This is a genomic window from Solidesulfovibrio sp. DCME, from assembly GCF_049995385.1.
GTDB lineage: Bacteria > Desulfobacterota > Desulfovibrionia > Desulfovibrionales > Desulfovibrionaceae > Solidesulfovibrio.
Genome location: NZ_CP188261.1, coordinates 1,765,864 through 1,780,027 on the forward strand (window position 1 = coordinate 1,765,864; position 14,164 = coordinate 1,780,027).

A 14,164-nucleotide genomic window follows, 5' to 3' on the forward strand; every position below is an offset into this window, starting at 1 on the left:
TCTTCGTTTTCCAACCCCGTAAGGCTGGAGGCTGCATGGACGCGACACGTCAGGGTTGCCGACGGTCGGTTGCGGTGGTGTTCGTCCTGTGGACGGTGCTTTGGGCCGGGCTTTGGGCATCCGTCCGTCCGGCCGAAGCCGATTGCAAACCCTCGCCCTGCCTGCGCGCCGGGCAACAACCGGCCACGACCGTCGACGTCATGGCCCCGCTTTTCCTTGCCAAAGAAGAGCAGTGGCAGGACTTTGCCAAGCGCCTGGACCAGGCCCATGACATGGGGGTGGGGGCCGTGAGCGTGGATGTCTGGTGGGGGCTGGTGCAGGCCCGCCAGGGCCGCTTCGACTGGGCCTATTACGACCGGATCGCGGAACTGATCCGGGGCAAAAAGTTGCGCTGGGTGCCCATCCTCGCCTTTCACCAGTGCGGCGGCAATGTGGGCGATACCTGCGACATTCCCTTGCCGGAGTGGATTTGGGGCGAGCTGTTGCGCCAGTCCTGCCGGGAGCCGCAGAGCGACATCTGCCGGGACCCACGGTACAAAAGCGAGAAGGGCAGGCTCAGCGAGGAATACGTCTCCCTGTGGGCCGACACCACCGTCATGCCGTACTATGAAGCCTTCATGCGCGCCTTCGCCGACCATTTTTTCAAGGAAAAACCCGAGCTCGGCGCGGCCATCGCCGCCGTGGACATCGGCCTGGGGCCGGCCGGCGAACTGCGCTACCCGTCCTACGCCCCGGCCGACTGCTGGGCCTATCCCGGGCGCGGCTATTTCCAGGCCTACAGCGATGCCGCCAAGGACTCGTTCCGTAAAGAGATGATGCAGAAGTACGCCAAGTTGGATACGTTAAACGACACTTGGTTCCCGGATCGGCCCGAAGCGCGCCTCGGCAGTGCCGACGACATCCGGCCGCCCTCGGACACGCCCCTCGAGGTCGGCCGGGCCCAAGGCTTCGTCAGTGGCCGGGACTACACCGGCACCCCCTACGGCCTGGACTTCACCGGCTGGTACAACGAGCAGCTCCTTGAGCACGGCGCCCGTGTGCTGGGGCTGGCCACGGCCGTCTTCGAGGACGTGCTCCCCGCGGATGTTCCCTTTGGCGTCAAGGTGCCGGGCATCCACTGGCAGATGGATGGGCAGGCCCCGGCGCCGCGCATCGCCGAAATCACGGCCGGGCTCGTCCCGGCTGCGGATGTCGACGGCGGCGCGGCCACGGGCCACGGCTACAAACGGCTCATGGACATGCTGGCCGAGCAGGCCGGGCAAGGGCGCAAGATCGTGCTGCACTTCACCTGCCTGGAGCGCGACAATGCGGCCGTGGACGACGGCAAGGAGGCCCATTCCCTGGCCAAGGACCTGGTCCGCTGGGTGGGGCAGGCCGCCGGCCGGGCCGGGCTGCCGATCATGGGTGAAAACGCCTTGCCCGGGGGGGTGCACAGCAAAGAGGGTTGGGACAACATCCAGGAAGCCTTTTGCGCGGGCGATTTTACCGGCCTCACGGTCCTGCGCCTGAGCGAGGTGACCGCCCCGGGGGGAGAGCTCGGCCACGACCGCTACGCCCGTTTCATCGAGTGTTTCGCCCCGCCCCGCCAGGCCGCGACACCGTAGACGCGGGTGGGGGGCGCATCGGCCCGGCGGCCGTGTCGCGCGGCCGGGGGGCGCAAATCGCCTGCAGGCCATACCCTGGATACACCCACGGCAGTCATTGCGCTATGAATTCTTCAACGAGAAGAAAATAGACAGCCGAGATAAAACTGTTTGGGTTGCGCCGTACGAAGTCATGGCTTATGTTCGCGTTGCGCAGCTAGCCCCATGGCCATTGAGGAGTAATGGCGTATCTGTGCCTCGTGTAACAGATTGTTCGCTCAAGTCTTTTCCGGTTATGGAAGGCGGCTGCGCACTCTTTTAATTCTGCATAATCCCCCTTCGCATTTCGTATACGGAATAAAACCAAATTTTTGTGCCCTCGTATTGCGGTCCGATAAGACGGCTTCGTCGCAAGATAACTTGTAGAACGCTATGATGACGATGCGGGAATGACACGGTCGCTCGAAAACCAAGATAATCAACGATGTTGACGTTTCCGTCGGGAAATATAATATAGCGGGCATGTCCGAGGTTAAATATTTTTTTACAGGTGTATGTCATTACTTTTGCTGCTCCAAGTAATAGCCAGGATTGTATAATTCTTTCGGGTAAACGAGATTTTCTTGTTATGTGTTTCCATCCGACACGATTTACTAATATCTCTCCAAGAACAGGATTGCTGCGTGCCTTTGGATCATCTCTCCAGTTTTTGTAGAAATTCCAGGCGTCGTTCCGTAGGGATTCATCTTTTCCAAGTCTTGGCAATACAAGATCATTTCTTGATAACTTGATTTCTTCGAGTTGCCTGTCACGAGTAGTAGGGCCACAAAGTTTGTGAAAATCGCCTTTTGAATGATGCGCGAAACGTTGTGCTTTTGGGATGAGTATCATTCCTTGATTTGTTGGGGAATAACTTTCTTCATCTCTTAGGTTTGCCCACCAAGCAGAAGGGGTGTTGCTGTCTATTGTATCGTCGACGAAAATGAGAATCATGGGGCCAAGTGTTTTCATCCATCGAGGACGGTGCTTTTCTATGTATTTTTTGCCAAGTTGGATACCTATATGGTTTGGATACTGTTTTTGATCTCTTCGATAGCCGTTGCCCCCGCATTTGACCTGAACGTAAACTACCCCGCCTGTGTCGATTGGTTCTTTTGTTCCACGTCGCATTAATATTATACCGTCGACGGCATCGTCGTTGTGGGCAGAATACTCTTGCCATCCACTCTCCCAATTGCATTCAACTATTTTAGAAACTGCATTGATACCAATTCTTTCTGTCGTTCTATTGCTTTTTATGCTCATAATTTTTGCATTTGTTTGGATGTTTGGTTGGTTTCGAATCAGACTGAGGCATGCCCCGCTAAGATGTCGATGATTTATGGAGACATGAATTGATAATAGGCAGTGATATTTTGTATGTTGATGGGTATTGCAAGAGGTGTTAATTGTGTCGTGATAAGATGATCTTAGTCTAAAATCATATTTTTGCCATTTGTTGCGGAACTCGTCAAGATATTTGCATTAGTTTTGGGGCCTTGACGTTGAACTGTCTAGCTGCCCCGGATGCAATGGAAGGCAGTTTCCTGGTCAATCCTTTTTTCGTCTACCAGCCTTTCAAGGAGTGATGCCCCGGCCCGGGCGATTACGATTCCGTAATCGCGTGGGCAATTTTCGTAACCTGGGGCCGTCCCGCACGCGTTTGCGACCCGCCGACCGGCTTGTTTCCTGGTTTTTCATTCCTGGCACGCTCGTTGCTATTCGCTCTCCCGCAAGCCTGCCTCCCCGGGCCAGGATGGAAGAAATTTATTCGTTATTCTGGGATGTTGGCAAAGGCTTGCCAAAACGTAACAAGTACGACGCCGCACCGGCGGCGCAAACGAAACAAGGCGACGATTCGCCATACCAGGAGAAGGGGAGCTATGTTCCAGATCGAGGAAGGGCTGACGGGCGTGAAGATTCTGCCCCGTGTTCGCGCCAAGGGGCGTTACCTGTTCGCCGGCGAGGACAAGTTCTTCATCAAGGGCGTCACCTACGGGCCGTTCCCGGAAAATTCCCGGGGCGAACCCCTCCCCGAGGACGAAACCGTTCACCACGACTTCGAGCTCATGCGCCGGGCCGGCGTCAACGCCATCCGCGTCTACTACGTGCCGCCGCGCCGGTTCCTGGACATCGCCGCCGCCCACGGCATCCGCGTCATGATCGGCATCCCCTGGCCCCAGCACCTGTGCTTCCTGGACCAGTGGGAGGTCAAGGAAGACATCAAGAAGACCGTGCGCGAGGCCGTGGCTTCCCTGGCCGGCCACCCGGCCATCCTGGCCTGGCTGATCGGCAACGAGATCCCCAGCCACATCGTGCGCTGGCACGGCGCCGGCAAGGTCGAGAAGTTCCTGGCCAGGCTCGCCGCCATCGTGCGCGAGGAAGACCCCGAGGGCATGGTCACCTACGCCAACTACCCCTCCACCGAATACCTGCGCCTGCCGTTCCTGGATTTCCTGTCGGTCAACGTCTACCTCCATGACGAGAAGGCCTTCCGCTCCTACGTCAAGCGCCTGCAGAACGTGGCCGGCGAACTGCCGCTGGTCCTGTCCGAATTCGGCATGGACTCCATACGGAACGACGAGGCCCACGTGGCCGAGACGCTGTCCTGGCAGTTGCGCGCCGCCTTCGAGCTGGGCGTGTCCGGCACCATGGTCTTCGCCTGGACCGACGAGTGGTACACCGGCGGCCACCTCATCGAGGACTGGAAGTTCGGCGTCGTGACCGAAACCCGCAAGCCCAAACCCGCCTTCAAGGCCGTGGCCGACGTCTACCGCCAGCGGCTGCCCATGCTGCCGGAGGGCGCGCCGTTTATTTCCGTGGTGGTGTGCGCCTACAACGCCGCATCCACCATGGACGGCTGCCTGGCTTCCTTCGCCAAGGTCGACTACCCCAACTTCGAGGTCATCGTGGTGGACGACGGCTCGACCGATGCCACGGGCGAGATTTCCGACCGCCACGCCGCCACGGCGCCCTACATCCACGTCATCCACCAGCCCAACCTCGGCCTGTCCGCCGCCCGCAACGTCGGCATGAACGCCGCCCGGGGCGAGATCGTGGCCTACACCGACTCCGACTGCTACGTGGACCCGCATTGGCTGCACTACATGGCCTGGGCCTTTACCGACCCGCGCTTCGTGGCCGTGGGCGGCCCCAACCTGGCCCCGCTCGAAGACAACCGCACCGCCGCCTGCGTGGCCGTCTCGCCCGGCGCCCCGACCCACGTCCTTTTGACCGACGAGATCGCCGAGCACATCCCCGGCTGCAACATGGCCTACCGCAAGGAGCACCTGGCCGGCATCGGCGGCTTCGACGCCACCTACCGCGCCGCCGGCGACGACGTGGACGTCTGCTGGCGCCTCCAGGACCAGGGGCACTTGATCGGCTTCTCCGCCGCCATGTTCGTGTGGCACCACCGCCGCAACACCGTCTCGGCCTACCTGAAGCAGCAGAAGGGCTACGGCCGCGCCGAGGCGCTGCTTTTGCCCAAGCACAAGTTCCGCTTCAACATGCTCGGCAACTCCCGCTGGGCCGGCCGCATCTACGGCGACATCTCCGGGGCGCTTTTGGCCGCTCGGCCCATTGTCTACCATGGCGCTTTCGGCATGGGCCTGTTTCAGACCCTCTACGAGCCCAAGGGCAGCCTGGCCGCCTACCTGCCCCTGTCCATGGAATGGATGATGTTGGCCCTGGCCTGCCTGCTGGCCACGCCGCTGAGCTTTATTGCCGGCGGCATCGGCCTGGCCATGGCCGCCACGACCATCGCCTTCGTGGCCTACCGCGTCAGCAAGGCCCGCCTGCCCGAGCGCCACGACAACCTGGCCTCGCGCCTGACCATCGCCGGCCTGACCCTGGCCCAGCCCGTGCTGCGCGGCTGGACCCGCTACAAGACCCTGTGGGGCCTCAAGCGCAACGCCGGTGTGGGCGCCTGCCCGCTGCCCATGGCCGGCACCGCCGCCTGCGACGAGGCCGACCTGCCCAAGGTGGGGCTTGCCCGCCGCCTGGCCGCCACGGGCGGGCTGGTGGCCCACCGCCTGACCTTCCACCGCTTCTTTTGGAACAACAAGGGCCTGGAGCGCGACGAGCTGCTTGGCGCCGTGATCGGCCTCATGCGCACCCTGGGTGTGACCTACGCCCTGGACAGCGGTTTCGCCGCCTCCTCGTCCACGCCGCCCTGGGACCTGTCGGTCAAATCCGGCCGCCTGACCACGGCCAAGCTGCGCGTGACCGTGGAAAACCACGGCGGGGACAAGCGCTTCGTGCGCATGGCCGGCTCGGTCCTGCCTTCGGGCCTGTCCGTGGCGGCCCTGCTGGCCAGCCTGGGCCTGGCCGCCGGCCTGGCCTTCTTCCACCCCCTGTATGCCGTGGGGGCCGGGGTCCTGGCCCTGGCCCTGGCCGGCTCCATGACCGCCGGCCTCTACCGCGCCGCGTCGCTGGTGGCCACCATCACCCAGTACGTCATGGTCACCCGCCCGGGCTGCTCCATGACCGAGCCCAAGGATGAGCGCGTGGCCAAGGTGGTCAAGCCGCAGGCCGCCGCGGCCGACAGCCGGCCCGAAGCCGCGCCCGCGCCCGAAGCCGCGCCGGCCCCGGCCTTCGAGACCGAGGCTGCCTAGGACCCGTGCCCGCCGCGCCGCCCCTGGAAGCAGGGGCGGCGCGGCGTCGTGTCAGCCGTTTTTGATCCCCTTCCGGGGAGCCCGGGGGCGCCGCGCCCCCGGCGACGAGGGGCCGCTGGCGGCCAGTCCGCCACCGGCGCGAAGCGGGAAAACCCGCAAGGACCGTTGTCATGAGCATGTTCCGCACGCTTCTCGGGTATTTGAAGCCTTACAAATACCTGTTCATCCTGGGCCTTGTCCTGGTCGGGCTGGCCAGTACCATGGAGCTTCTCAAGCCCTGGCCGCTCAAGCTCGCCGTGGACCAGATCATCGGCCAAAAGCCCCTGGACGTCTTCGGTTGGACCCCGGACTTGGCCGTCTGGTCGGTCGGGTTCAAGCTCGCCGTCGTGGTCGGCATGCTGGTCGGCGTCCACTTCCTGGTCGGCTTCGTGCAGCTGTGCAACAACTACCTGACCATCCGCATGGGTCAGGACATGGTCCAGGATTTGCGCTGCGACCTGTTCGACCACCTCCAGCGCCAGTCGCTGCTCTTCCACCAGAAATGGCCCACGGGCGACCTCATCTACCGCATCATGGGCGACACCTACGCCGTGCAGACGCTCCTCATGAACGGCGTCTTCACCACGCTGACCAGTTCGGCCCTGCTGCTTGGCATGCTGGCCGTGTGCCTGCAGATGGACGTGGAACTGACGCTCTACGCCCTGTGCGTCATTCCGTTCCTTTTTTTGGCCATCTCCCGCGTCTCCCGCAAGATCGGGGACCTCACCACCGAGACCCACCTCAAGGAATCCCAGGTCTACACCACCGTGGAGCGCATCTTCTCCTCCATCACCCTGGTCCAGGCCTTCGGCCGGGAAGAGGAGGAGCGCCGCAAGTTCGTGGCCGAGTCCAAGCATTCCTTCGACCGCAAGCTGTCGCTTTACGCCTTGCAGACCGTCTACGGCTGGCTGGTCTCCGGCATCACCGCCGCCGGCACGGCGCTGGTGCTCTACATCGGCGTGCGCCACGTCCTCGACGGCCTGCTCTCCACCGGCGAGCTGCTGGTCTTCATCGCCTACCTGGCCTCGCTCTATACGCCGCTGAACAGCCTAAGCGACACCGTGGCCGGCATCCGGGCCTCGCTGGCCCGGGCCCGGCGCGTCATGGACGTCCTGGCCGTGGACGAGGCCGTGCCCGAGAAGCCCGACGCCCCGGACCTGGCCGTGACCAGGGGCGAAGTCCGGTTCGACAAGGTCAGCTTCGGCTACAGCCCCGACAAGATGGTCCTCAATGACGTCGATTTCGTCTGCCGGGGCGGTTCCACCGTGGCCGTGGTCGGCCAGACCGGCGCCGGCAAGACCTCGCTTATTAGCCTTTTGCTGCGCTTCTACGATCCGCAAAAGGGCTCCATCGTCATCGACGGCCAGGATCTGCGCGACGTGTCGCTGGCGAGCCTGCGCCGGCGCATCGCCATCGTGCTCCAGGAAACCCAGCTGTTTCCCATGTCCGTCCACGACAACATCGCCTACGGCCGCCGCCAGGCTACGCGCGAGGAAGTGGAGCGGGTGGCCAGGCTCGCCAACGCCCACGAGTTCATCACCGGCCTGCCCGAGGGCTACGACACCATCCTCGGCGAAAAGGGCGCCAACCTCTCCGGCGGCCAGCGCCAGCGCCTGGCCATCGCCCGGGCGCTTTTGAAGGACTCGCCGCTTCTCATCCTCGACGAGCCCACCTCGGCGCTCGACGCCGAGACCGAGGCGCTGATCATGGAAGGCCTGGAGCGGCTCATGGAAAACCGCACCACCTTCGTCATCGCCCACCGCCTGTCCATGATGCGCCGGGCCGACATGATCCTGGTGATAAAAAACCAGCGCATCCACGAAATGGGCTCCTACGACGAGCTCATGGCCAAAAACGGCGAGTTCGCCCGCCTCCACGCCATCCAGATGGGCAAGGGCCGCCCCGAGAAGTTGCCGCCCCATCCCCTTTGCGCCTAGAATCGTTCCCGATGCCGCCCGCGTTATTCCGGCCCCGCGCGCTTGCCGCGCCGCCGGAAGGCGCGGGCGCGCGGTCGGGCGCAACCGCCCCCTGATGTTGCCCCGCCACCCCGGCGACACCGGCCCGTCCGCTGAGGCGCTTCCCCACACCCAGGAGGATTCCGTGAAAAAAACGACTCGCTTCCGGGAGCTGGTGGCCGCCCCGCAACTCCTCATGCTTCCCGTGGCCCACGACGGCCTGTCCGCCCTGGCCATTGCCGAGGCCGGTTTCGAGGCCATGGCCGTGGCCGGCTACGGCAGCTCCGGCAGCCTGCTCGGCCTGCCCGACATCGGTCTGCTCACGGCCACGGAAATGCTCGCCCACTACGCCCACCTCGTCGCCCGGGTGGATATCCCGGTCATGGTCGACATCGATACCGGCTTCGGCGACGTCAACAACGTCATCCGCACCGTGCGCGAGGCCGAGCGCCTGGGCGCGGCCGCGCTTTTCATCGAGGACCAGACCTTTCCCAAGCGCTGCGGCCACATGGCCGGCAAATCGGTCGTGCCCGTCGAGGAATACCTGCCCAAGCTGAGGGCCGCCCTCTGGGCGCGCCAGGACCCGGATTTCGTCATCATGGCCCGCACCGACGCCGCTGCCGTTTACGGCCTGGACGAAGCCATCCGCCGGGCCAACCTCTACGCCGCCGCCGGCGCGGACATGGTCTTCGTCGAAGCTGTGACCACCGTGGAAGACATGCGCAAGGTCAACGCCTCGGTGCCCGTGCCGAGCATGGCCAACATGATCGAGGGCGGCCGCACGCCGTTTCTGACCGCCTCCGAGCTCCAAGACGTCGGCTACGCCGTGGTCGCCTACCCCTGCGCCTCGGTTTTTACCGCCGTGCGGGCCTTGCGGGCCTGGGCCGGACACCTTAAAGCCCATGGCACCAGCGCTGGTTTCGCCGGCCCGGACACCATGGTCGATTTCGAGGAATACTTCCACTTCATCGGCGCCGCCGCGATGCGGGAGCGGGAGAAGTTGTTTTTTGGGACGGGGGAGTAGGAAGGGAAGAGGCCTCCGGCGGCCAGGGGAACCTTTTTGAAAAAAGGTTCCCCTGGACCCCTCCCAAAACTTTTAACGGGCTTTGGCCGCCGGATTATGGAATTTTGAAAGCCGCAACGCGATACCCCCCCCTTTAAAGTTTTTCGGGAGGGTGGGGGTCCGGGGGAGGGAACCCCTTTTTTCAAAAAGGGGTTCCCTCCCCCGGTTCCGCATAAGGATGCCCGCTCAATGCAAAAGCGCACGATCATCGTTTCGGGGCTGGCCGCCACCTATCCGCTGGGCGGCGTGGCCTGGGACTACATCCAGTATCTGCACGGGTTTTATCGCCTGGGCCATGACGTCTATTACCTGGAGGACACCGGCGGCTGGGCCTATGACCCGTTCAACGTCACCTTCGTCGACGACCTGACCTACCACACCAAATACCTGGGCGATTACGTCGCCGCCCTGGACCCGGGCCTGGCCAAGCGCTTTTGCGTCATCGGCCCCGACGACCGGCACTGGGGCATGTCCGCCGAGGACCTGGCCGCCGTCGTGGGGCGCGCCGACGTCTTTTTCAATATTTCCACGACCTGCCAGCTGCGCGAGGCCTACGCCAAGATTCCGGTCAAGGTCCTTATCGACTCCGACCCCCTCTACACCCAGTCGAGCTTCCCCCAGTACCTGGACGGCACGGCCACCGACGAGGAAAAACGCAACATCGAGAACATGCGCCGCCACGACGTCTTTTTCTCCTTCGGCGAAAACATCAACGAGGATTTCTGCGCCGTGCCCAAGGGCATCGTGGACTGGATACCGACGCGCCAGCCCATCGTGCTCGACAGCTGGGCCGGCGCGCCGGCGAAACCGGCCCGCGACGCCTTCACCACCGTGTTGTCCTGGCAGCCCACCCAGAAGGGCCCTCTTGTCGGCGGCGTGCAGTACGGCGGCAAGAACCTGGAATTCGAAAAGATGCTGGACCTGCCCCAAAAGACCTCGGCCACGCTGGAGCTGGCCCTGGGCGGCGGGAAGCCGCCGCGCGAACTGCTGGAAGAAAAAGGCTGGAAGCTGCGCGACGGCTTTTCCATGTCCCAAACGCCCTGGGTCTACCGGGACTATATCTGGGACAGCTTGGCCGAATTCTCCACGGCCAAGAACGCCTACGTGGCCACGCGCTCGGGCTGGTTTTCCTGCCGCACGGCCTGCTACTTGGCTTCCGGCCGGCCGGCCGTGGTCCAGGACACGGGCTATTCCCGCTTCATGGACGTGGGCGAGGGGGTCATCGCCTTCGACGACGAGGCCGGGGCCCTGGCCGGCATCGAGGCCGTGCGCGCCGACTGGCCGCGCCATGGCAAGGCGGCCAAGGCCTTTGCCACGCGCTACTTCGACTCCGACACGGTCCTGGCCAAGCTTTTGGCCGACGCCCTGCGCTAGGGGCCGTGCCGGTGATCCGTGTGGCCAAGCGCCGCGAAACAGACCGTTAACCCCACATTCTGCATGAAGCGCATGTTGTCTCGGATGGTGGCAAGGTTTCGGAGGGCACGGGTAGGGCGGCCGGCAGGCCGGCGCTCGGGCCGCGCTCCCTGGTTTTTCATTTCCGTGGCGGCCTTGGCCGCGTTATGCTTTTTGTCTGGCCTGGCCCTGGCCGGCGGCTTCGGCACGACGCGCGATGGCGGCGCCTGGTGGCTGACGCTGCCCGGCGGGGTGCGGTTTTTTTCCATCGGCGCCGATACCGTCAATGGCGGCGACAAGCACTACCGGGGACACGGCTACTGGTGGGAAGACGCCTACCCCGACCAGGCCGCCTGGGCGGCCGATACCCAAAAGCGCCTCTACGCCTGGGGCTTCAATACCCGGGGCGGCTGGTCCGATCCGACCACGGCCATGACCCTGCCGCTGGTGCCGGAAATCGACCTCGGCCGCAACAGTCGGCTGCACTGGTTCGACCCCTTCGCCCCGGACGCCTTGGAGCGCACCATCGCCAAGGCCCGGGAGCTGACCGCGCCCTACAAGGACAACCCGGCCGTCATCGGCTATTTCACGGACAACGAGGTCGGCTGGTGGAACGCGCCGCTGTTTCGCTGGTACCTGGGCAACGAATGGGCCATCTACACCAAGCGGTTCCTGTGGCGCCTGATCCACGACCACTACAAGGGCGACTGGCGAAAGTTGCTGGCGGATTTCGTGCCCGGGGAAGGGATCGGCTCCTTCGAGGACCTCAAGAAGGGCCGGGCCGAGCTCAAGCTGCGCCCGGGCGGCCACGGCATCGCGCTGATTCAGCGCTTCACCGCCGCCTGCGCCGGCCGGTACTATGAACTGGTGTACAAGGCCCTGCGTACCGTGGACCCGGACCGGCTGGTCATGGGCGACCGTTTGCCCCTGTATTACAACCAGGACGCGGTGCTGGCCTCGCGCGGCTTCCTCGACGTGCTGTCCACCAACTACAACGTGGACACCCCCGACGGCTGGGTGGCGCCGTACTATTTCGAGGGCCTGGAGAAGCTCACCGACGTGCCGGAGCTCATCTCGGAATTTTTCTTCGCCGCCGACGAGAACCGCTCGGGCAACGTCAACAACGGCCACCTGATGCACGTCAAAACGCAAGCCGAGCGGGCCGTGGGCGCGGCGGCGGCCGTGCGCCACTTCGCCGGTTTCAGGAACGTCGCCGGCATCCACTGGTTCCAGTACTACGACGAGCCCTCCACCGGCCGCGGCGACGGCGAGAACTTCAACATGGGCCTGGTGGACATCCGCAACGCCCCCTACGAAGGCCTGGTCCAGGCCCTGACCGCCGCCAACCGGCAGGCCCCGGCCATCCATGCGGCCAGCGGGAGCAGGGCGAACCCGCCCCAGCCGGCGGTCATCCCCATCCGCAAGGCCGCCGCGCCGGTGAGCGCCGCCGACGATACGCTCGCCGACTGGCCGGACAAGGCCGGCACGCGCCTGCCCTGGTTCTCGGTGCCGGCCCCCCACGTGCCCTTCGGCGACGTGCACGTCTCCTGGAGCGAAACGGGCCTCAATTTCTTCAATCTGGCCCAGAACTACGCCGATCTCTATCTCCTGGCCCGCGATGGCGATTTTCCGCCGTCGGAGAGCTATCGCCTGAGCCTGGACGTGGATGCCGGGGCGGGAGTGCGCCATTTCGTCCTGTGCCTGGTGCCGCGCCCGCACCACCTCTACCCCGGCCGGTTCGAGCTGGCCCCGCAGCTCTACGGCGTGGCCGACGACGGCGGCCTGACGCCCATCGAGGGCCAGGGCCTGGCCCAGGTGCTGGACAAGCCCCTGCCGCACATCGCCGTGGAACTGGCCCTGCCGGCCAGGCTTCTCGGCGTGGACCGGCTGGCGGCCGGCCAGGCGCTCTCCTTGCGCATCCAGGCCACCACGTTTTATCGGGAAATGACCATGACCCTCGGTGCCCCGGCCAGGGACGGCAAACGCGGCGATGCCGCGCAAACCGCCCTGGCGGCGGCGGTGCTTTCCGACCAGTAAAACATCTTGAAGGAAGAGCGATCCATGGCAACGAACATTCTCGTCACCGGCGGCGCGGGCTACATCGGCTCTCACACCTGCAAGGCCCTCAAGGCGGCAGGCTTTACCCCCGTCACCTTCGACAACATGGTCTACGGCCACGACTGGGCCGTCAAATGGGGGCCGCTGGTGCGCGGCGACATCCTGCATCGCGGCGAGCTCGACGAGGTCTTCGAGGAATACAAGCCCGCCGCCGTGCTGCATTTCGCCGCCTTTGCCTATGTGGGCGAGTCCGTGGCCGATCCCGAGAAGTATTACCGCAACAACGTGGCCGGCTCCCTGTCGCTTTTGTCGGCCATGCGCCGGGCCGGCTGCCGCCACATCGTCTTTTCCAGCACCTGCGCCACCTACGGCGCGCCCGAGCGCGTGCCGCTGACCGAAGACCACCCCACGCGCCCCTTGAGCCCCTACGGCACGAGCAAGCTCATGATCGAACAGATGCTCAAGGATTTCGACGTGGCCTACAATATGACCTACACGGCCCTGCGCTACTTCAACGCCGCCGGCGCCGACCCGGACGGCGAAATCGGCGAGGACCACGACCCCGAGACGCACCTGATTCCCCTGGTGGTGGCCGCTGGCCTCGGGCGCATTCCCAAGGTGGAGATTTTCGGCACCGACTATCCGACCCCGGACGGCACGGCCGTGCGCGACTACATCCACGTGACCGACCTGGCCGAGGCCCACATCCTGGCCCTCAAGCGGCTCCTCGCTGGCGGCGCGAGCGCCACCTACAACCTGGGCACCGGCACGGGCAATTCCGTGCGCGAGGTCATCAAGGCCGTGGAAAAGGTCTCGGGCAAGCCCGTGCCCGTGGTCGAAGGGCCGCGCCGGGCCGGCGACTCGCCGGGGCTCTACGCCGATTCCGGGGCCATCATCCGGGAACTCGGCTGGCAGCCGCGCTACATGGATCTGCAGGCCATCGTGCAGACGGCCTGGAATTGGCACGTGGGCCATACGCCCGGCAAATTGGCTTGCAAAATCCGCACACCCGGGTAATTGAAAGACCAGACCGGGAAAGTGCGGAGGGTGCATGGACTACGTGGCGCTCGGACTGGACTTTCATTCCATCCGTAACAAGAACGAGGACCGGGTCATCAACCTCATGCCCCGAGTGTTGGAGGAGTTCCCCGATTTCCGTTTCACCCGCACGGATATCGAGGACATCTACGCGCTGACCCTCAACATGCTGCCGGCCCGCTACGTTCAGGCCGTGACCCTGGTCATCGACGAACCCATCACCGACGAGACCGTCCTGCTCATGCTGCGCGAAGCCGTGCGCACGGTACGCGCCCGGCCCAACGTGTAGCGCACGGTTGAGGAGGGGAAGGGGATGCCTCCAGCGGCCGGGGAGAAGGGGATGCCTCCGGCGGCCGGGGGGGATGATCCCCCCCGGTCCCC

The 14,164-nt window shown here is 64.4% G+C and carries 9 protein-coding genes; 8 read left to right on the forward strand and 1 reads right to left on the reverse strand.

What is annotated here, in order from left to right:
- Positions 1-35: 35 nt before the first annotated feature.
- Positions 36-1,604, forward strand: a complete 1,569-nt coding sequence (locus ACP59X_RS07600; protein WP_428567264.1) for a family 14 glycosylhydrolase — start codon at positions 36-38, stop codon at positions 1,602-1,604.
- Positions 1,605-1,901: 297 nt separating this feature from the next.
- On the opposite strand, the gene ACP59X_RS07605 is transcribed toward ACP59X_RS07600, so the two are convergent.
- On the reverse strand, positions 1,902-2,888 hold the full coding sequence (locus tag ACP59X_RS07605) for a DUF4365 domain-containing protein (RefSeq protein WP_428567266.1): 987 nt from the start codon (positions 2,886-2,888) through the stop codon (positions 1,902-1,904).
- Positions 2,889-3,505: 617 nt separating this feature from the next.
- On the opposite strand from ACP59X_RS07605, the gene ACP59X_RS07610 reads away from it, so the two are divergent.
- From ACP59X_RS07610 to ACP59X_RS07640, 7 genes are all read left to right on the forward strand, one after another.
- Entirely contained in the window at positions 3,506-6,238 is a 2,733-nt protein-coding gene (locus ACP59X_RS07610; protein ID WP_428567269.1) for a glycosyltransferase, read from the forward strand.
- 170 nt (positions 6,239-6,408) lie between these two features.
- Complete coding sequence (locus ACP59X_RS07615; RefSeq protein ID WP_428567274.1) at positions 6,409-8,214, forward strand: ABC transporter ATP-binding protein; 1,806 nt, start codon at positions 6,409-6,411, stop codon at positions 8,212-8,214.
- A 163-nt stretch (positions 8,215-8,377) separates the two neighbouring features.
- Positions 8,378-9,256, forward strand: a complete 879-nt coding sequence (locus ACP59X_RS07620) for an isocitrate lyase/PEP mutase family protein (protein WP_428567279.1) — start codon at positions 8,378-8,380, stop codon at positions 9,254-9,256.
- 228 nt (positions 9,257-9,484) lie between these two features.
- Positions 9,485-10,669 (forward strand): glycosyltransferase family 1 protein, encoded by a 1,185-nt coding sequence (locus ACP59X_RS07625; RefSeq protein ID WP_428567282.1) that lies wholly within the window; start codon positions 9,485-9,487, stop codon positions 10,667-10,669.
- Between the two features lie 165 nt (positions 10,670-10,834).
- Positions 10,835-12,724, forward strand: coding sequence for a hypothetical protein (locus ACP59X_RS07630; RefSeq protein ID WP_428567285.1), 1,890 nt, complete (start codon positions 10,835-10,837; stop codon positions 12,722-12,724).
- 24 nt (positions 12,725-12,748) lie between these two features.
- Positions 12,749-13,762 (forward strand): UDP-glucose 4-epimerase GalE, encoded by a 1,014-nt coding sequence (gene galE / locus ACP59X_RS07635; RefSeq protein ID WP_428567288.1) that lies wholly within the window; start codon positions 12,749-12,751, stop codon positions 13,760-13,762.
- Positions 13,763-13,796: 34 nt separating this feature from the next.
- Positions 13,797-14,072, forward strand: a complete 276-nt coding sequence (locus ACP59X_RS07640) for a late competence development ComFB family protein (protein ID WP_428567291.1) — start codon at positions 13,797-13,799, stop codon at positions 14,070-14,072.
- Positions 14,073-14,164 lie beyond the last annotated feature (92 nt).